This window comes from Nonomuraea sp. NPDC049504, from assembly GCF_040676845.1.
Classification (GTDB): domain Bacteria; phylum Actinomycetota; class Actinomycetes; order Streptosporangiales; family Streptosporangiaceae; genus Nonomuraea; species Nonomuraea salmonea.
On sequence record NZ_JBFAPT010000003.1, the window covers coordinates 321477 to 338397 of the forward strand.

At 72.7% G+C, this 16921-nt stretch carries 16 protein-coding genes; 7 read left to right on the top strand and 9 right to left on the bottom strand.

Annotated elements, in window-relative coordinates; translation table 11 throughout:
- Window positions 1-78: 78 nt before the first annotated feature.
- From meaB to AB0K28_RS07940, 4 genes are all read left to right on the top strand, one after another.
- Window positions 79-1038, top strand: coding sequence for a methylmalonyl Co-A mutase-associated GTPase MeaB (meaB, locus tag AB0K28_RS07925; RefSeq protein ID WP_364366477.1), 960 nt, complete (start codon window positions 79-81; stop codon window positions 1036-1038).
- 146 nt (window positions 1039-1184) lie between these two features.
- Window positions 1185-3401, top strand: a complete 2217-nt coding sequence (locus tag AB0K28_RS07930; RefSeq protein WP_364366480.1) for a CehA/McbA family metallohydrolase — start codon at window positions 1185-1187, stop codon at window positions 3399-3401.
- 74 nt (window positions 3402-3475) lie between these two features.
- Window positions 3476-4096: a TetR/AcrR family transcriptional regulator gene (locus tag AB0K28_RS07935; RefSeq protein ID WP_364366483.1), complete on the top strand. Its 621-nt coding sequence runs from the start codon at window positions 3476-3478 to the stop codon at window positions 4094-4096.
- Window positions 4093-5184: an acyltransferase family protein gene (locus AB0K28_RS07940; protein ID WP_364366487.1), complete on the top strand. Its 1092-nt coding sequence runs from the start codon at window positions 4093-4095 to the stop codon at window positions 5182-5184. The genes AB0K28_RS07935 and AB0K28_RS07940 overlap by 4 nt, the downstream gene beginning before the upstream one ends.
- 31 nt (window positions 5185-5215) lie before the next feature.
- On the opposite strand, the gene AB0K28_RS07945 is transcribed toward AB0K28_RS07940, so the two are convergent.
- Window positions 5216-6970, bottom strand: coding sequence for a long-chain fatty acid--CoA ligase (locus AB0K28_RS07945; protein ID WP_364366489.1), 1755 nt, complete (start codon window positions 6968-6970; stop codon window positions 5216-5218).
- Window positions 6971-7315: 345 nt separating this feature from the next.
- Here AB0K28_RS07945 and AB0K28_RS07950 point away from each other — a divergent pair, with 345 nt between their 5' ends.
- On the top strand, window positions 7316-8290 hold the full coding sequence (locus AB0K28_RS07950) for a hypothetical protein (protein ID WP_364366492.1): 975 nt from the start codon (window positions 7316-7318) through the stop codon (window positions 8288-8290).
- 75 nt (window positions 8291-8365) lie between these two features.
- On the opposite strand, the gene AB0K28_RS07955 is transcribed toward AB0K28_RS07950, so the two are convergent.
- The gene (locus AB0K28_RS07955; protein WP_364366495.1) at window positions 8366-8626 is read right to left on the bottom strand and encodes a zf-TFIIB domain-containing protein; all 261 of its coding nucleotides are present in this window, start codon (window positions 8624-8626) and stop codon (window positions 8366-8368) included.
- 59 nt (window positions 8627-8685) lie between these two features.
- The gene (locus tag AB0K28_RS07960) at window positions 8686-9543 is read right to left on the bottom strand and encodes a phosphotransferase (RefSeq protein ID WP_345401942.1); all 858 of its coding nucleotides are present in this window, start codon (window positions 9541-9543) and stop codon (window positions 8686-8688) included.
- Window positions 9544-9608: 65 nt separating this feature from the next.
- Here AB0K28_RS07960 and AB0K28_RS07965 point away from each other — a divergent pair, with 65 nt between their 5' ends.
- Window positions 9609-10496: a TIGR03619 family F420-dependent LLM class oxidoreductase gene (locus AB0K28_RS07965; RefSeq protein WP_345401945.1), complete on the top strand. Its 888-nt coding sequence runs from the start codon at window positions 9609-9611 to the stop codon at window positions 10494-10496.
- Here the strand turns inward: AB0K28_RS07965 and AB0K28_RS07970 are convergent.
- The 3 genes from AB0K28_RS07970 to murQ are packed head-to-tail and all read right to left on the bottom strand — an operon-like array spanning window position 10493 to window position 12889.
- The gene (locus tag AB0K28_RS07970) at window positions 10493-10873 is read right to left on the bottom strand and encodes a VOC family protein (protein ID WP_345401948.1); all 381 of its coding nucleotides are present in this window, start codon (window positions 10871-10873) and stop codon (window positions 10493-10495) included. The genes AB0K28_RS07965 and AB0K28_RS07970 overlap by 4 nt on opposite strands.
- 10 nt (window positions 10874-10883) lie before the next feature.
- A complete protein-coding gene (locus tag AB0K28_RS07975; RefSeq protein ID WP_364366498.1) occupies window positions 10884-11945 on the bottom strand; it encodes a serine hydrolase domain-containing protein in 1062 nt (353 codons plus the stop codon).
- Window positions 11946-11989: 44 nt separating this feature from the next.
- Entirely contained in the window at window positions 11990-12889 is a 900-nt protein-coding gene (gene murQ, locus AB0K28_RS07980) for an N-acetylmuramic acid 6-phosphate etherase (protein ID WP_345401954.1), read from the bottom strand.
- A 57-nt stretch (window positions 12890-12946) separates the two neighbouring features.
- On the opposite strand from murQ, the gene AB0K28_RS07985 reads away from it, so the two are divergent.
- On the top strand, window positions 12947-14056 hold the full coding sequence (locus AB0K28_RS07985) for a DUF1343 domain-containing protein (protein WP_364366501.1): 1110 nt from the start codon (window positions 12947-12949) through the stop codon (window positions 14054-14056).
- An 8-nt stretch (window positions 14057-14064) separates the two neighbouring features.
- Here AB0K28_RS07985 and AB0K28_RS07990 read toward each other — a convergent pair whose 3' ends face one another.
- Genes AB0K28_RS07990 through AB0K28_RS08000 form a run of 3 tightly spaced genes read right to left on the bottom strand, consistent with a single transcriptional unit; the run spans window position 14065 to window position 16921 of the window.
- Window positions 14065-14928, bottom strand: coding sequence for a GNAT family N-acetyltransferase (locus AB0K28_RS07990; RefSeq protein ID WP_364366504.1), 864 nt, complete (start codon window positions 14926-14928; stop codon window positions 14065-14067).
- The gene (locus AB0K28_RS07995) at window positions 14928-15938 is read right to left on the bottom strand and encodes an ABC transporter ATP-binding protein (protein WP_364366507.1); all 1011 of its coding nucleotides are present in this window, start codon (window positions 15936-15938) and stop codon (window positions 14928-14930) included. The genes AB0K28_RS07990 and AB0K28_RS07995 overlap by 1 nt, the downstream gene beginning before the upstream one ends.
- Complete coding sequence (locus AB0K28_RS08000) at window positions 15935-16921, bottom strand: ABC transporter ATP-binding protein (RefSeq protein WP_364366510.1); 987 nt, start codon at window positions 16919-16921, stop codon at window positions 15935-15937. The genes AB0K28_RS07995 and AB0K28_RS08000 overlap by 4 nt, the downstream gene beginning before the upstream one ends.

The following is a 16921-nucleotide window of genomic DNA, read 5'->3' on the forward strand; positions in this document are numbered from 1 at the left end:
AACTCCAGCACCCTACTGGCAAAAGTCAAGATTTGTCAGAAGTTAGGCTGATCAACTGCGAAGAAAGGGGTAAGTAGGGTGCATTCGCTGGAGGACTACGCCCGCGGCGTACGGGCCGGTTCGCGCACCTGGATCGCCCGCGCGATCACTTTGGTGGAGTCGACCAGACCCGACCACAACGCGCTCGCGCAACGGCTGCTCGTCGAGCTGACCCCGCTCACCGGGCACGCCCGCAGGGTCGGCGTCTCGGGCGTGCCGGGGGTCGGCAAGTCCACGTTCATCGACGCCCTCGGCACCCGCCTGACCGGGCAGGGGCACAAGGTGGCCGTCCTGGCCGTGGACCCGTCCTCCACCAGGACGGGCGGCAGCATCCTCGGCGACAAGACCCGCATGTCCCGCCTGGCGGCCGACCCCGCCGCCTTCATCAGGCCCTCGCCCACCTCGGGCACGCTCGGCGGCGTGACGAAGGCCACCAGGGAGGCCATGGTGGTGGTGGAGGCGGCCGGCTTCGACGTCGTCGTGGTGGAGACCGTGGGGGTCGGGCAGTCGGAGACCGCGGTGGCCGACATGGTGGACACGTTCCTGCTGCTCACCCTGGCCCGCACCGGCGACCAGCTCCAGGGCATCAAGAAGGGCGTGCTGGAGCTCGCCGACGTCATCGCGGTCAACAAGGCCGACGGCGAGTACGAGCTGCCCGCGCGCAAGGCCGCCCGCGAGCTGGCGGGCGCGCTGCGCATGCTGCGCTCCGACGCGCCCCCACCCCCGGTCCTGACCTGCAGCGCCTTGACCGGCGACGGGCTGGACGAGGTCTGGGCCAAGGTGCTCGCCCATCAGGAGGGCCTCGACCTCGCCGCCAAGCGCCGCCGCCAGCAGGTGGGCTGGACCTGGACCCTGGTCAAGGACCGGCTGCTGGCCGAGCTGCGCGCCGACCCCCGGGTGGCGGAGATCAGCGCGGAGGTCGAGCGCGAGGTGCTGGCGGGCGAGTTGACGCCCGCGCTGGCGGCGGAACGCATTCTGTCCGCATTCACCCGATCCTGAACCGGCGGGCGGAGCAGCATCGGAACCCCGCAGGTGGAGATACCTCTCCCGGGGATGAGGATTCCCCCTCCGCCCCGCTCCGGCCCGGCGAAACCGCCCGGTGAACCATGCCACGATGGCGCCCAACCGACGTGGGGGAGGCGCACATGGGTGCGGAATCGATGCTGCCCGGAAGGGTGACCGACGAGCTCGAGGAGTACGGCCGCCTCCTCGACCGACACGGCATCACCTGGGGAGAACCGGAGATCCATTACGTGAAGTTCTTCGCCCGGCGGAGGGTCCTGCCGCCCGCGCTCTTCGACCGCTTCTGGTCCCTGGTCCTCCAGGCCGTCGCGGCCGACCACCCGGACGAGCCGCACGACCGGCTCGCCGCCCGGCTCGCCGAGCCCGACTACGACCGCGTCCTGCGCGACACCCTCGACGGTGAGCTGCCCGGCCACCTCGTCGCCGTCCGCATCAAGCAGGGCGGCGCGGTGCTGGAGGGCGCGCCGCGTACGGTGCTGGTCGGCACGCGGACCTCCCGCGCGGGCGGCGGCACGAAGGAGCAGGCGCGCGGCCACGTGCCGTTCGTGGTGGAGCCGGGTGAGGCGCAGGCGCCCGAGCACGGCGGGTCCGCCGCGCCCTGGCAGGAGGCGCGCACGGCGGGGCTGCCCGGCCGCGGCGGCGAGCGGATCTCGCTGCTGTTCGACTCCAAGCGCGAGGAGCCCTGCCAGGTCGCCGTCGACGGCGCCGGCCGGGTGCTGGCGCCGCACGGCGCCTGGCTGGTGGAGGTGGACGAGGACAGCACGATCCTGGTGGACGGCGAGCGCGTCAGGCTCGACACGCTCGTACGCCACGTGCCCGCGGCCAGGCTGCGGCTGTCGGCGGGCACGCCGTGCCGGTGGAGCGTCGTGGACGAGGACGGCAGCGGCTGGTTCCCCTCCGGCGTGCCGCACCGCTACGACTACCACGGCCGCCCCTACTTCCACGGCGACGACCTCGTCGTCGAGGTCCCCAGCCTGCCGCTGACCGTGCGGGCGGCCAGGGGCATGGAGTACGGCGAGCGCGAGCTCGCCCTCACCCCCGGCCCCGGGGCCGAGCGGCTCGTCGAGCTGACCCCGGACCGCCTGTACGACGCCGCCGCCCGCGGCTGGTACGGCGGCGACCTGCACGTCCATCTCAACTGGGCGGGCGACCTGGTGGCCGTGCCCGCCGACGCGGCCGCCGCCCAGCACGGCGAGGACCTCCACGTGCTCAACCTGCTGGCGGGCAACGTCTCGGGCCGCCGGGTCTACGACAGGGAGGCGCTCGAACACTGGACCGGCCGCGACCTGCCCTGGTCCGACGGCACCCACGTGGCCAGGATGGGCGTCGAATACCGCAACGACCTGCTCGGCCACGTCTACGCCTTCGCGCCGCGCTCGGCCCCAGGCCGCTACCACACGGGCTTCGACGGCGACGCCGACTGGCCGCCGAACGCCGACGGGCTGCGCGAGCTGCGCGGACTCGGCGCGCTGGTCGGCTACAGCCATCCCTTCCGCACCCCGATCGGCGACGGCGACCCGCCCACGGGCGTGGTCTCGCCGGTGCCGCGCAACTGCGCCGCCCGCGAGCTGGTCGCCGACGCCGCGCTCGGGCTGGTGGACAGCCTCGACGTGCTCACCCACGCCTCCATCCCGGCCACGGCGGCGGTCTACCGGCGGCTGATCGGCGCGGGCAACCGGCTGGCCGTCACCGCGGGCACCGACGCGATGATCTCCTTCACCCGTTCCGACACCCAGTCGAACCCGCCCGGCTGGGCCCGCGTCTACGCGCAGGTCGAGGGAGGGCTGACGGCGCGCTCGTTCGCCGCCGCCGTACGCGCGGGCCGCACGTTCGCCACCACCGGCCCCTGGCTGGAGCTGAGCGTGAACGGCCACGGCCCCGGCCACGTCATCCACGCCACCGCGGGCGACCGCATCAGCGTCACGGCCGCCACCGTCGGGCCCGAGGCGGTGGCGATCCGCATCCGCACCGCCGACGGCCTGTGCGCGGGGGCCGAGCGGCTGGCCCCCGACGGCCGCGACTGCGGCGACGAGCCGCTGACCGTGACGGCCGAGCTGACGCTGGACGCGTCCACGTACGTGGTGGCCGAGGTCCTGTGCGCGCCGCATCCGCGCACGCTGACCGCCACCGGCTACGCGCTGACCAGCCCCGTCTACGTGGACGTGGACGGCCGGCCGGTGGCCAGGCGCGAGGACGTGCTGTGGTGCCTGGAGTGGCTCGACCTGCTGGAGCAGCTCATCCGCCAGCACGGGCGGCTGGCCAGCCCGTACCAGTTCGGCGACCACATGTCGCTGTTGCAGCAGGCCAGGGCGGTCTACACGAGCCGGCTCGAGTCCTAGACGCCCCGATGGACGACCCCCCGCGGACGCGGGGGGTCGTCGTGCTTTCTGGCCATGTGTGTTAGATTTTGGCCATGCGGTCAGAAAATGAGCCGGGCGGCCAGAAGTCTCGCTCGTTCATCGAGGAGGCCAGGCGGGCGCAGATCGTGGCCTCGGCCATCGAGGTGATCGCCGAGGCCGGCTACGGTCAGGCGTCGCTCGCCCGGATCGCCAAGCACGCCGGCATCAGCAAGGGAGTGATCTCCTACCACTTCGCCGGCAAGGACGAGCTGATGGAAGAGGTGGTCGAGCGGACCTACGGACGCATCGCCGAGCACGTCGCGGCCAGGATGGAGGGCCGCACCACGGCGAGCGAGCTGCTCAGGACGTACGTGCTGGCCGTGGCCGAGCACATGCGCGGCCACCGCACCCAGCTCGCTGCCCTCGGAGAGATCTTCAACAACTTCAGGGGAGCCGACGGCCAGCCCCGCTACGGCGTGCACACCAGCGAGCCGATCTACCAGACGTTTGAGTACTTCTACCGGATGGGCCAGGAGAGCGGCGAGTTCAGGAGCTTCGACACCCGGGTCATGGCCGTCACGCATTCGGCCGCCATCGACAGCATGTTCGCCTACTGGGCCGCCCACCCCGACCACGACCTCGACGCCCACGCCACCGAGCTCGCCGACCTCTTCGAAAGGGCCTGCCGCGCATGACGACAGAGACCGCCGCCCCCGCCACCAGGACCACCAGGCTCCACGCCGTCGACAACCTGCGCGTCGTGCTGACCGTGCTGGTGGTCGCCCACCACGTCGCCCTCACGTACGGCAACATCCCCGTCTGGTTCTACCTGGAGCCGGCCCGTGACCCCTCAGGCAGCCTGCTGGACCTGCTGGTGGTCTTCAACCAGGCGTTCTTCATGGGCTTCTTCTTCCTCATCTCCGGCTTCTTCACGCCGGGCTCCCACGCGCGCAAGGGCGGGCGCGCGTTCGTGCGCGACCGGCTGATCAGGCTCGGCGTCCCGCTGCTCGCCTTCCTCGTGGTGCTGCGCCCGATGGTGAACTTCGGCGCGCTGGCGGACCTGCCCGGCATGCCGTACTGGCAGTTCTACCTGTTCTCCTGGGACCCGGGCCCGATGTGGTTCGCCGAGGTGCTGATCGTGTTCGCGCTGGTCTACGCCGCCTGGCGGGCCCGCAGGCCGGCGCCGGAGCGCGCGGACGTGCCGTTGCGCACGCGGCAGGTCGTGCTGTTCACGCTCGGGCTCGCGGCCGTGACGGCCCTGTGGCGGATCCCGGTGCCGACCGGCACGTACATCCCCGTGCTCGGGCTGCCGTCGGTCAGCTTCCTGCCGCAGTACATCGCCATGTTCGCGGCCGGATGCGTGGCCTGGCGGCGCGGCTGGTTCGCCTCGCTGCCCGCGCGGGCCGGCCGGATCGGGCTGCTCACGGCCGCCGGGGCGAGCGCGACCGTGCTGCCCGCCTCGCTCGTGACCACCGGCCTCGTCTCCAGCTCGCTGACCGCGCTGTGGGAGTCGGTCTTCGCCGTCAGCATGATCATCGGGCTGACCGTGCTGTTCAGGGAGCGGTTCGGCACCCAGGGGCCGCGCGGGCGCTTCCTCGCCCAGCACGCCTTCACCGTCTACATCCTGCACCCGCTCGTGCTGGTCGGGCTCGGCCACGCGCTGAGCTGGATCCAGGCGATCGCCATCGTCAAGTTCGCGATCATGCTGGTGCTCGCGCTGCCGCTGTGCTGGGGGCTGGCCTATCTGGTGCGGTCGCTGCCGGGCGCCAAGCGGGTGCTCTGAGCCCCTTCCCGGGCCCGGCAGCGCTCAGGCGTCAGCTGTAGAAGGCGTCGAGGACGCCGCCGTGGCGCTCCTCGACGGCCCTGCGCTTGATCTTGAGGCTGGGGGTCAGCTCACCCGTCTCCACCGTGAAGTCGCTCGCCAGGATCGCGAACTTCTTGACCGTGGCGTAGCTGGCCTCGCCCGCGTTGACCTGCTCGATCGCCTTCTCGACCTCGGCGCGCACGCGCGGGTGCTCGCGCAGCTCCTCGGGGTCGAGAGGCAGCGACTCCGCCTCGGCCCACGGCTTGACCACCTCCATGTCGAGGGTGACCAGGCAGGTGACGTAGTTGCGGCGGTCGCCGTGCACGAACACGTGCGACACGTACGGGCAGGCCGCCTTGATCCGGCCCTCCAGGTAGGTCGGGGCGACGTACTTGCCGCCCGAGGTCTTGATCAGCTCCTTCTTGCGGTCCGTGATGCGCAGCCGCCCGGCCTCGTCCACCTCGCCGATGTCGCCGGTGCGCAGCCAGCCGTCCTCCAGCGCCTCGGCCGTCTCCTCGGGCAGGCCGTGGTAGCCGCGCATGATGCCGCGTCCCTTGATGAGGATCTCGCCGTCCTCGGCGATGCGCACCTCGGTGCCGGGGAACGGCAGCCCGACCGTGCCGAACCTGACCGACTCCGGCCGGTTGAGGAAGGCGCCGGCCGACGACTCCGTCAGCCCGTACCCCTCGAGGATGGTCAGGCCGGCCGCGTCGAAGAACTCGGCGATGTCCTGCGACAGCGGGGCCGCGCCCGAGATGAAGAAGCGGATCCGGCCGCCGAACCGCTCGCGCAGCTTGGCGAAGACCAGCCGGTCGGCGAGCGCGTACTCGGCGCGGGTGGTCACCGGCACCGGCACGCCGCGCTGGCGGGCCCTGCTCACCCTGATGCCGGTCCTGCGCGCCCACTCGAAGATGCGCAGCTTGAGCCCGCCGTCGTTGCGCATGTTCGCCACGACCGTGTTGTGGATCTTCTCGAAGATGCGCGGCGCGGCGGCCATCACGGTCGGCCGCAGCACGCCGAGGTTCTCGGCGATCTTGTCGAGGCGGCCGTCGATCGCGGTCGGCACGCCCTGCCCGATCATCACCACCTCCAGCAGCTTGCCGAACGAGTGCGACAGCGGCAGCCACAGGAAGTGCAGGTCGCTGGGGGAGATGAGGCCGACCTCGCGGACCGCCTCGGCGGTGTAGAGCCAGTTGTCGTGGGTCAGCTCGACGCCCTTGGGGCGGCCGGTGGTGCCCGAGGTGTAGATGAGCGTGGCCAGGGAGTCCTGGGCGATGGCGTCCACCATGGCGTCGTAGTCGCCCTCGCTCGCGGCGACCGAGGCGAGCGGGATCACCCAGCCGTCGTCACCGGCCGCGCCGTCGATGACGATCACGTGCGTGACGTCGGGGAGCTCCTTCTGCACCGACCTCAGCTTGGCGACCTGGTCGTCGTTCTCGGCGACGACGATCGTGCTGCCGGAGTCGTTGATGATGAACGCGGACTCCGCCGCGGTGTTGGACGGGTAGATCGTGGTCGTGGCCGCTCCGGTCGCCAGCACGGCGAGATCGCACAGGATCCATTCGAGGCGGGTCGAGCAGAGGATCGACACGCGGGTGCCGGGGCCCGAGCCGAGCTGCGCCAGGCCGAGGGCCAGCCCGCGCACCCGGTCGCCCACCTCACGCCATGACAACGAGGTCCACCCGTCGTCCGAGGGCACGCGGTACGCCTCGGCGTCGGGGGTGGCCGCGATCCGGTCGCGGAGCAGGGAGGGAATGCTGGACATGCCTGACCTCCTGGGGGGTGATGGCCCGACTCTAAGGCGGCGGTGGCGCTCCAGTCGATGGTTCTCGCCATGCCGTGGGGCGTGACGCTTCCTGTTCCGCGGAGGAGCGGGCCGAGCGGCGAGCGCTTCCGCGGGGACCGGGCCGACCGACAAGCTCGACCTGCCCGGCGTCAGGCGGCCGGCCGAGGCGCCGGCGGCGTACCGGGGCGCAGTGATCGTGGCCGGCCACGACCTGCCGTTCCTGGAGACGCTCGGGATCACCCGGTGGCTGCGGCAGGACCGGGAGGAGGGACTGTCGGAATCGTGAATTGACGGTTGGGGATCAACCCGGAGATAGTGTGGCAGGTGGCTACACCCCGGTTGATCTCCTCCGTTCTCGCTCTGGCGACCCTCACCACGCTCGGCGCGTGCTCAGCGGCCGGTGAGTCACCCACCGGGGGCGAGTCGAAGGTGAGCGGCGTCGCGGGCGGCGAGGGCACCGCCCCTGCCACCGACGGCAAGGAGACCTCGGCCGCTCTGACGCCCGAGGCGTACAAGGGCGAGCTGGAGAGCCGGCGCAAGGCGATGACCGACGCGATCAGCGGCCTGACCAAGGCACGCGGCGTCAAGGCGCTCGACACGCGGGTGGGACGGGCCGAGGAGGCGCTGAGCGGCGCCGCCGAGGCGCTGTCCGCCCTCACCCCGCCCGACGCCGTACGCGCCCAGCACGAGGCGTACGTCGCCAGCCTGCGCGAGGTCGCCACCGGCCTCGGCTCGACGGCGGGCAAGGTCGGCTCCCGCGACCTGTGCACCCCGTCGGCGGTGCTCACCGACCTCGGCGACAAGCTGACCGCGCTCGACAAGGCGGGCCGCGCCCTGCAGACCGCCGGCGACTACCCGGCCGACGTGGTGACGGTCAAGGCGGGCGAGCGGCGTACGCGGCGGCTGCGCAACGGCGCGTTCGTCAAGAAGGGCGGCACGCTCGACGGCCGCAGCTCGCTGGAGATCGACAACGGCGGCAGCCTCGACGCCGTGGTGACCGCGCTCAGGGGCGGCAGCAAGGTGTTCAGCGTGTACGTGCGCAGGAAGGCGACGTTCAAGGTCAAGGGCGTGCGCGACGGCAACTACAAGATCTACTTCACGCACGGCACCGACTGGGACGGCAAGTCGGGCGCCTTCACCCGCGAGTGCAGCTTCGAACGCTTCGAGAAGACCGTGAAGTTCAAGACGACGTACACGGCGACGCAGATCCTCTGGCACGACTGGCGGCTCACGCTGCACACGATCAGCGGCGGCAACGCCCGCACCGCGCCGGTGGACCCCGAGGACTTCCCGGGCTAGCCCCGCGACCAGGCCCGCCAGGAGCCCGGCGACGGGAAAGGCCGCGCTCCCTGGCGGGGCGCGGCCTCAAGAGGATCAGGTGGAGAAGAGCATGCCCACCCAGCTGCGCTGACGGTGGTGGCCGTAGTGGTGGCCGCCGTGGTGGGGGGCTCCCCAGGCCGGCCCGGGAGCCGACGGAGGGGGCGGGGGAGCCGCGTGGTACTGCGACTCCATCCGGGTCAGCGTCTCGAGCTCGCCGTAGTCGAGGAAGATACCCCGGCAGTTGTCGCACTGCTCGATGTGGACGCCGTTGCGCTCGTAAGTCCGCATGTTCCCGCGGCACTTGGGGCACTGCATCTAAGTCGCTCTCCTTGACTTCGAGGTCTCAGGGTTGAAACCTACCGCGCGCAACGCCGTCACGCCCTGACGATTCTGTTGCACGCCTCGACTAACGAATGTTCGACCTCGTCGAGTTCCCGGCCCTCGCGGTCCGCGTTGACCACGGCCACCGCCGCGAGCTGCACGGTCAGCGCCCTGGCCGGCACGTCGAGCCACCGCCACGGGTCGTCGCCAGGGCCCAGGGCGGGCCCGCCGGAGGCGAGGTAGGCGCCGAGGAACCGCTCCCACACGGCCGGTTCGAGCAGGCCGGCCGCGTACCAGGCGGCGGGCCGCGCGAGGTCCCACGCCGGGTCGCCCACGCCCAGGTCGTCGACGTCGATGAGCAGCCACCTGTCGCGGTGGACGAGCTGGCCGAGATGCCAGTCGCCGTGCGTCGGCAGCCCGGGCAGCGGCGGCGGCTCGGGCAGCTCCTTGAACGCCCGCCTGATCAGCTGCTCCACCGGCCCGTCGCCGGGCATGCGATCGACCGCGCGGGCCGCCCTGGCCGGGCCTCCGGCGGGCGGCAGCGCCGGCAGGAACGTCAGCGGCACCGCGTGCAGCCTGGCCAGCAGCCGGGCGCCCTCCTCCCAGGGAGCCGCGCCGGGGTCGTCGTCCTGCGAGATCGGCCGCCCGGCCGGCCACACCGTGACCGCGCGCCCCGCCGCCGACAGCACCTCGGGCACCAGCGGGGCCAGCATCACGCCGCTCACCGCGGCCGACGCGGCGGCGCGCAGCCGTGGCCGCAGCGACTCGGCGTCGTCGCGCGCCGAGTGGGCCTTCACCACGACCTCGCCCAGCCGTAACACCTTCACGTCGGTGCGCGTCGGGTGCCACACGGGCGTTCCGGTGCCGCCGTACGCGGCGGCGATGCCCGCCAGCTCCTCCTCGAGACCCACGCGTACAGCCTATTTCGTCCGCAGGTGGCGCGGCTCCCGGCGGCGGCGTAGGGAAAACTGGGCGCATGAGAATCGGTTTCGCCGTACCCGTGTCAGGGCCGTGGGCCACACCCGAGCACATGCGCCGTGTCGCCGTCCGGGCCGAGGAGCTCGGCTACGCGGAGCTGTGGACGTTCCAGCGGCTGCTCTATCCGGTCGGCAGCACCATGGGCCCCACCTACCGCGCCGTCCACGACCCGCTGATCACGCTGTCCCACGTGTCGGCCGTGACAGGCCGCATCGGGCTCGGCGTCGCGGTGATCAACGCGTACGTGCCGCCGATCCTGCTGGCCAAGCAGCTCGCCACCCTGCAGACGCTGTCCGGCGGCCGGGTCACCGCCGGCATCGGCCTGGGCTGGCTGCCCGAGGAGTTCGAGGCGAGCGGCGTCGGCATGGAGCGGCGCGGGCGCAGGGGCGAGGAGTTCGTCGAACTGCTGCGCCGGGCGTGGAGCGACGACGTGGTCGAGCACAGCGGCGACTTCTACCGGGTGCCGGCCGCCCACATCGACCCCAAGCCAGAGCCGGGGCCGCCGCGCGTCCTGCTCGGCGGGTCGGCCGACGTCGCGCTGCGCAGGGCGGCCCGGCTGGCCGACGGGTGGGTCAGCTCCAGCAGGGAGGACCTGGCGGCCATCGGCGGCAGGATCGAGATGATCAAGGCGGAGCTGGCCGCGTCCGGGCGCGACCCCGGCGCGTTCCGCTTCGTGGTGCGCGGGGTGACGCGGGTGCGGGCCGCCGACGAGGACCGGCCGCTGTCGGGCACGTACGACAAGATCCGCCGCGACGTTGCGGCCCTGGGCGCGGTCGGCGTGACCGACGTCTTCCACGACCTGAACTTCGACCAGGACATCCCGGCCGCCGGCCCCGAGGAGGCGATGCGCAGGGCCGAGGAGGCCCTGGAGGCGCTGGCTCCCTAGCCGCCGCCGTAGGGCACGGTGATGATCTCCAGATTGTGCCCGTCGGGGTCGGACCAGTAGAGCCCGCGCCCGCCGTCGTTGGTGTTGATCCGCCCCGGCTCCTGGTGGTACGGATCGGCCCAGTAGGTCAGCCCGCGCTCCTCGATCCGGCCCCGGATGCGGTCGAACTCCTCCTCGCTCACCAGGAACGCGTAGTGCTGCCCCGGCACGTCATCGCCGGCCTGCACGACGTCGAGCGAGACGCCGTTGGCGAGCGTGACGACGCGGAAGGGCCCGTAGACCGGCGCCGGCTCGAGACCGAGCACGTCCACGAGGAAATCCGCCGTGGCGTCCCGGTCCCTCGCGGGGACGATCGTGTGGTTCAGCTCGACGCTCATACTTCGCAGGCTACGTCAAGAGGCCGGACAGGCGGGCCGCCTCCTCCGCCACCGCCTTCCGCAGCTCCCTGACGCCCTCGCGGCCGCGTACGGGGTGCACGGCGTTCGTCAGCAGCACCACGGTGAGGCGGCGGGCCGGGTCGACCACCAGGGACGTGCCGGTGAAGCCCGAGTGGCCGTACGCGTCCTTGAGCGGCCCGACGATGCCTGGATCGCCGATCCGCACGCCCAGCCCGTGACGGAACGGCGCCCCCTCGGCGCCCTGGTCGCGTGTCATCTCCGCCACGGCCGCCGCGCCCAGCACCGGCCCGCCGCCCAGCCGCAGCGCCTCGCCGAAGGCCAGCAGGTCGTCGGCGGGGGCGAAGACGCCCGCGTGCCCCGCCACGCCACCGAGCGCGTACGCGGTCTCGTCGTGCACCTCGCCCCGCACGCACCCCGGCACTGGACGCTCGGCCTTCCACTCGGTGGCGGCCACCCGCCCGAGCACCTCGGGGCCCGGCCGGTAGCCCGTGTCGGGCAACCCCAGCGGGCCGGTGACCCGCTCGCGTACCAGCACGTCCAGCGGCGCCCCTCCGGTCAGCTCGGCCAGGCGGCCGGCCATGATCATGCCGACGTCGCTGTAGAGGTAGGGGCCGCCGACCGGATGCGCGGACGGCGTGGCGACCATGGCGGCCAGGCGGGCGCCGGCGTCCGCGTCCGGCAGCTCCTGGTCGATGCGGCGGGTCGGCGGCAGGCCCGCCGTGTGGGTGAGCAGGCGGCGCGGGGTGATGCGGGGATCGGCGTGCGGCAGGTGCGCGGTCACCGGCGCGTCGAGGTCCAGCCTGCCCTCCTCGGCCAGTGAGAGCAGCACCGTCGTGGTGAACAGCTTGCTGACCGAGGCCAGGTCGAAGATCGAGTCGCGGCGGGCCGGCGGGCGGCCGGCGGCGAGCGTGCCGCCGGCGTCCGCGTACCGCACCAGCTCCCCGGCGGACGCCTGGGCCGCCACGGAGCCGTCCACGGCGATCAGCGCCACCGCGGCGGGGCACACCTCGGGCACCGCCGCCGTCAGGATCGCCTCCAGCCGGTCCGACATCCCCGTCCTCCTCATCGTGAAGTTCGACCGCCCGCCCGGACGTCTCAGCCGCTGAGCGCGTCGCTGAGGCGTTCGCCGTGCGAGCTCAGCAGCGCCCTGGCCGCGTCGGCGTCGAGGCCGTGCCTGATCATCAGCACCGCGACCTTCGCCTGGCCGCCCGCCGCGTCCAGCGCCGCGCCGGCCGTCTCCTGGTCGGCGCCGGTGATGTCGCTGACGATGCGCAGCGCCCGCCCGGCGAGCTTGCTGTTCATGGCCGACATCTCGATCATCTTGTTCCCGTACGTGCGGCCCAGCTTGACCATCGAGATCGTCGAGATCATGTTCAGCACGAGCTTCTGGGCCGTGCCCGCTTTCAACCGGGTCGAGCCGGTCACCACCTCGGGCCCCACGACCACCTCGATGGCGTGCTCGGCGGCGGCCGACAGCGGCGCGTCGTCGTTGCACGACAGCCCCACGGTCAGCGCGCCGCGGCCGCGCGCCTCCGCCAGCGCGCCCAGCACGAAAGGAGCCCGCCCGCTGGCGGACACGCCCACCACCGAGTCGAGCGGTCCCACCTCCAGGTCCTTCAGCGCGGCGGCGCCGGCCTCGGCGTCGTCCTCTGCCCCCTCAACGGAACGGGTGAGCGCGTCCGGCCCGCCGGCGATGATGCCCTGCACCAGCGACGGGTCGGTGCCGAACGTCGGCGGGCACTCGCTGGCGTCGAGCACGGCCAAGCGCCCCGACGTGCCGGCACCGACATAGAGCAGCCGGCCGCCCTGGCCCATCCGTTCGGCGATGGCGTCGATCGCCGCCGAGATCGCCGGGAGCACCACCGCGACGGCGGCGGGCACGGCGGCGTCGGCCTGGTTCATCAGCCGGGCGAGCTGCACGGTCGGCAGCCTGTCGATCTGGGCGTAGCGGGGGTCGCTCTGCTCGGTGGACGGCTCTGATAGCGGATCAATCATGTCGCTAATTTCCACCCTCTACTTCTCTCTTGTAAATATCTTTCAGACAATGGGTTCATGCCACACGTACGAACAGGAGCCGAACGGCTGGCCGCGGATCCCGCCCTGGCGGGCGGCACGCGTCTCGGCCTGATCACCAATCCCACCGGCGTCCTGCCCGATCTGACCCCCACACCCGACGCCCTGCTGGCGGCGGGCCTGAACCTGACCGCGCTCTTCGGCCCCGAGCACGGCCTGCGCGGCACCGCGCAGGCCGCGGGCAGCGAGGCCGACGGCGTGGACGAGCGGACCGGCCTGCCGGTCTACGACACGCACAAGCTCTCCGGCGACGCCCTCGACGCGGTGGTGGCCGCCTCCGGGGTGGACACGCTGGTCTTCGACATCGCCGACGTGGGCGCCCGCTTCTACACCTACGTGTGGACCATGTACGACCTCATGGCCGCGGCGGCCCGGCTCGGGCTGCGGTTCGTGGTGCTGGACCGGCCCAACCCGCTGGGCGGGACGGTCGAGGAGGGGCCGCTGCTCGACCCGGCGTACGCGAGCTTCGTCGGCCGCTTCCCGCTGCCGCTGCGGCACGGCAGGACGGCCGGGGAACTGGCCGGCCTGTACGGCTTCGACCTCGACCTGACCGTCGTCACGATGGAGGGCTGGCGGCGGGAGATGACCCACGCCGGCACGGGGCTGCCCTGGGTGATGCCCTCGGTCAACATGCCGACCCCGGAGACCGCGCTGGTCTATCCCGGCACCGGCCTGTTCGAGGGCACCAACTTCTCCGAGGGGCGCGGCACGACCCGGCCGTTCGAGCTGGTCGGGGCGCCGTACCTGGACGCGCGCTTCGCCCCGGCGCTCGGCGAGCTGGGCCTGCCGGGGGTGCGGTTCAGGGAGGCGTGGTTCACGCCGACGTTCCACAAGCACGCCGGCGTCCCCGTACGGGGGGTGCAGCTCCACGTGCACGACCCCGCCGCGTTCCGGCCGGTGCTGACGGGCCTGTCGATGCTGCACGTGGCCCGCACCCTCCACCCGGACGAGCTGCGCTGGGAGGGCCCTGAGCTGTTCCTCGACCACCTGTGGGGGTCCGGCACGCTCAAGAAGTGCCTGGAGGCCGGTGGGGACCCGCGCGAGCTGTGCCCGCCGCCCGCCCACCCTGAGGGAGGACTTCTGTACTGACCGGCCCATCACGCCAGATCGCGCCGGTAGAGCCAGAAGACGCGTTCGGCTCGCGCGCCCACGGCGCGCGAGTAGAACCGCAACGGCCCCACCCACCCGATCTGGGCGTGGTCCTGCCCGGCGGCCCGCTGCTCGGCCAGGCACCTGCGCAGCAGCACGCGCCCGAGGCCGAGACCGCGGGCGTCGGGCGCGGTGCCCATGGGGCCGAACCAGGACGGCCGCGCTCCCCAGGCCGCGAAGCCGAGGACGCGGCCGTCGCGTTCCGCGTAGTGCAGCCCGGCCGCGTTGACCGCCTCCCAGGCCCAGCGATCGTTCCAATGCTCGGCGACGAAGGCCCCCACCCGCCCACGGTCCGCCTCCGCGCCGAGGCCGTGCACGGACACGCCCGCGCGCTTGAGCCCGGCCAGCTCGTCCTCGACGGACAGGTCGGCGTGCCGCAGGTCGGCGGTCATGTTCCAGGCCACCTCGTAGCGCTCGTAGCCGAGGCGCTCGGCCAGGCAGGCGGCGGCGGTGTAGCGCACGTCGATGCCCGGCCAGGCGTAGCAGGGCGGGTTGCCGGCGAAGCGGGCCTCGCGGGCGCCCTGGCCGCGCAGCCAGTCCTCGGCCGCCCGCACCAGCGCCCGCCCGCGCCCTGCGCCCTGGGCCGAGGGCTCCACGGCCAGCAGGTCGACGTGACCGATCGCCGGGTCCACCGAGTTGAGCGAGGCCATCACGACGCCGCCGTCCACGGCCAGCGCGGTCCAGCGCCGCTCGGCCGGGGGCCGCGCCAGGCTGCGCACCAGTGCGGCGCCCTCGCCGGCGTCGGACGTCAGCGCCGACTCGGCCACCCGCGCGGCCTCTCCGGCGTCGAATTCCCGCACGGAGTGCGTCATCACACCTCGCTCATCGGGCGGGCGATCACGCTGCGGCGCTCGGGGTGGAAGCACGCGTGCTCCTGCGGCACGCCCTCGGTGAGCTGCAGCAGCGGCCGCTCCGACGCGCACCGCTCGGTGCTGAACGGGCAGCGGCGGGCGAACAGGCAGCCCTCGTCGGCCTGGCTCTCGTCCAGCGACTCCAGCGGCACCACGGGCTGCTCGCCCGGCTGCTCAAGACCGTGCAGGACGGGGATGGCCGACAGCAGCGACTGCGTGTACGGGTGCACCGGGTCGGCGATGATCGTGTCCACCGGGCCGTGCTCGACGACCTGGCCACGGTAGATGACGTACAGCTCGCCGTCGCCGCCGATGTAGCGGGCCGTCGCCACGTCGTGCGTGATGAACAGCACGCTCACGCCCAGCCGCTCGCGCAGATCCTTCAGCAGCGCGAGGATGCCCAGCCGCAGCGAGACGTCGATCATCGAGACGGCCTCGTCGGCGACCAGCATCTCCGGGTCCACGGTCAGCGCGCGGGCGATGACCACGCGCTGCCGCATGCCGCCGGACAGCTGGTGCGGGTAGCGCGACAGCACCGAGCCCGGGTCGAGGCCGACCAGCGAGAGCACCTCGGCGGCCCGCTCCTCGATCCAGGCGCGCGAGCGGCCGGTCTGCCTGGCCCGCAGGCTGAGCGGCGCGAACAGCGTCTGGTGGACGGTCCTGGTCGGGTTCAGAGCCGAGTACGGGTCCTGGTGGATCATCTGGATCTTGCGGAAGTGCGGCTGGCGCTGCTTGGGCTTCAGCCCCGACAGCTCGACGCCGTCGATCGCGATCTCGCCCTCGTCGTACGACTCCAGCCCCGCGATGATCCGCCCCAGCGTGGTCTTGCCGCACCCGGACTCGCCGATGAACGAGGCCGCGCCGCCCTTGGGGATCGCGAAGTCCACGCCCCGCAGCGCCCGCACCTCGCGGGCGCCGAGCACCTTGCCCCGCTGCTTGAACGTCTTGACGACGCCGGTTCCGGTGATCATGCGTGCTCCTTCACGGTCACGGCGTGACAGGCCACGGTACGCGTGCCGTGCTCGACGGCCTCGGGGTCCACGGTGTCGCACACGTCCATGCGCAGCGCGCACCGCTCCCTGAACACGCAGCCCTGCTTCGGCACGGTCGCCAGCGTGGGCGGCCGGCCCGGCAGCGCCTGCGCCTCGTCGATGTCGCCGACGAGCCGCGGGATGGCCTTGATCAGGCCGCGCGTGTACGGGTGGCTGGGCGCGCCGAGCACCTCCCTGGTCGGGCCCTGCTCGACGAGGCGGCCGCCGTACATGACGGCCAGCCGGTCGGCGACCTCGGCCACCACGCCGATGTCGTGCGTGATGACCAGCGTGGTCAGGCCGCGCTCCGCGTGCACCTCGCGGACGATCTTCAGGATGTTCGCCTGGGTGATCATGTCGAGCGCGGTCGTCGGCTCGTCCAGCACCACCAGGTGGGCGTTGAGCACCAGCGCCAGCATGATGCCGACCCGCTGGCGCATGCCGCCGGACAGCTCGTGCTGGTGCGAGTCGAGCACGCGGGCGCCGTCCAGGCCCATCCGGCCGAGCAGCTCCTTGGCCTCGCGCACCAGCCCGCGCAGATCCTCGATCCCGTGCGAACGGCCCAGGTCGAGCAGCTGCTTGCCGACCGTCTTGAGCGGGTTGAGGGAGTTCTGGGCGGCCTGGAAGACGTAGCCGATGTGCTTGCCGCGCGCCTTGCGCAGCTGCTCGCCCGACAGCGCCGCCACGTCGCCCAGCCCGTCGATCTCGACGCTGCCCGCCGCGATCCTGCCGGGCGGCTGCACGGCGTTGAGCAGCGACAGCGCGAGCGTCGACTTGCCGGATCCCGACTCGCCGACGATGCCGGTGATCGAGCCTGGCTCCAGCGTCAGGCTGACGTCCCTGACGGCGGGCAGCTCGCCCGCGGGGGTCTTGTAGACGACCGTCAGGCCGCCGATGCGCACTCCGGGCGCCTTGTTGCTCAC

Excerpts from the sequence above, each read along its gene's own strand:
- AB0K28_RS07955 (WP_364366495.1), bottom strand. The coding sequence starts at position 8,626 with ATGCAGTGCCCCAAGTGCCGCGGGAACATGCGGACTTACGAGCGCAAC.
- AB0K28_RS07935 (WP_364366483.1), top strand. The coding sequence starts at position 3,476 with ATGCGGTCAGAAAATGAGCCGGGCGGCCAGAAGTCTCGCTCGTTCATC.
- AB0K28_RS07990 (WP_364366504.1), bottom strand. The coding sequence starts at position 14,928 with ATGACGCACTCCGTGCGGGAATTCGACGCCGGAGAGGCCGCGCGGGTG.
- AB0K28_RS07965 (WP_345401945.1), top strand. The coding sequence starts at position 9,609 with ATGAGAATCGGTTTCGCCGTACCCGTGTCAGGGCCGTGGGCCACACCC.
- AB0K28_RS07970 (WP_345401948.1), bottom strand. The coding sequence starts at position 10,873 with ATGAGCGTCGAGCTGAACCACACGATCGTCCCCGCGAGGGACCGGGAC.
- AB0K28_RS07975 (WP_364366498.1), bottom strand. The coding sequence starts at position 11,945 with ATGTCGGACCGGCTGGAGGCGATCCTGACGGCGGCGGTGCCCGAGGTG.
- AB0K28_RS07930 (WP_364366480.1), top strand. The coding sequence starts at position 1,185 with ATGGGTGCGGAATCGATGCTGCCCGGAAGGGTGACCGACGAGCTCGAG.
- AB0K28_RS07945 (WP_364366489.1), bottom strand. The coding sequence starts at position 6,970 with ATGTCCAGCATTCCCTCCCTGCTCCGCGACCGGATCGCGGCCACCCCC.
- AB0K28_RS07995 (WP_364366507.1), bottom strand. The coding sequence starts at position 15,938 with ATGATCACCGGAACCGGCGTCGTCAAGACGTTCAAGCAGCGGGGCAAG.
- murQ (WP_345401954.1), bottom strand. The coding sequence starts at position 12,889 with ATGATTGATCCGCTATCAGAGCCGTCCACCGAGCAGAGCGACCCCCGC.
- AB0K28_RS07985 (WP_364366501.1), top strand. The coding sequence starts at position 12,947 with ATGCCACACGTACGAACAGGAGCCGAACGGCTGGCCGCGGATCCCGCC.
- AB0K28_RS07940 (WP_364366487.1), top strand. The coding sequence starts at position 4,093 with ATGACGACAGAGACCGCCGCCCCCGCCACCAGGACCACCAGGCTCCAC.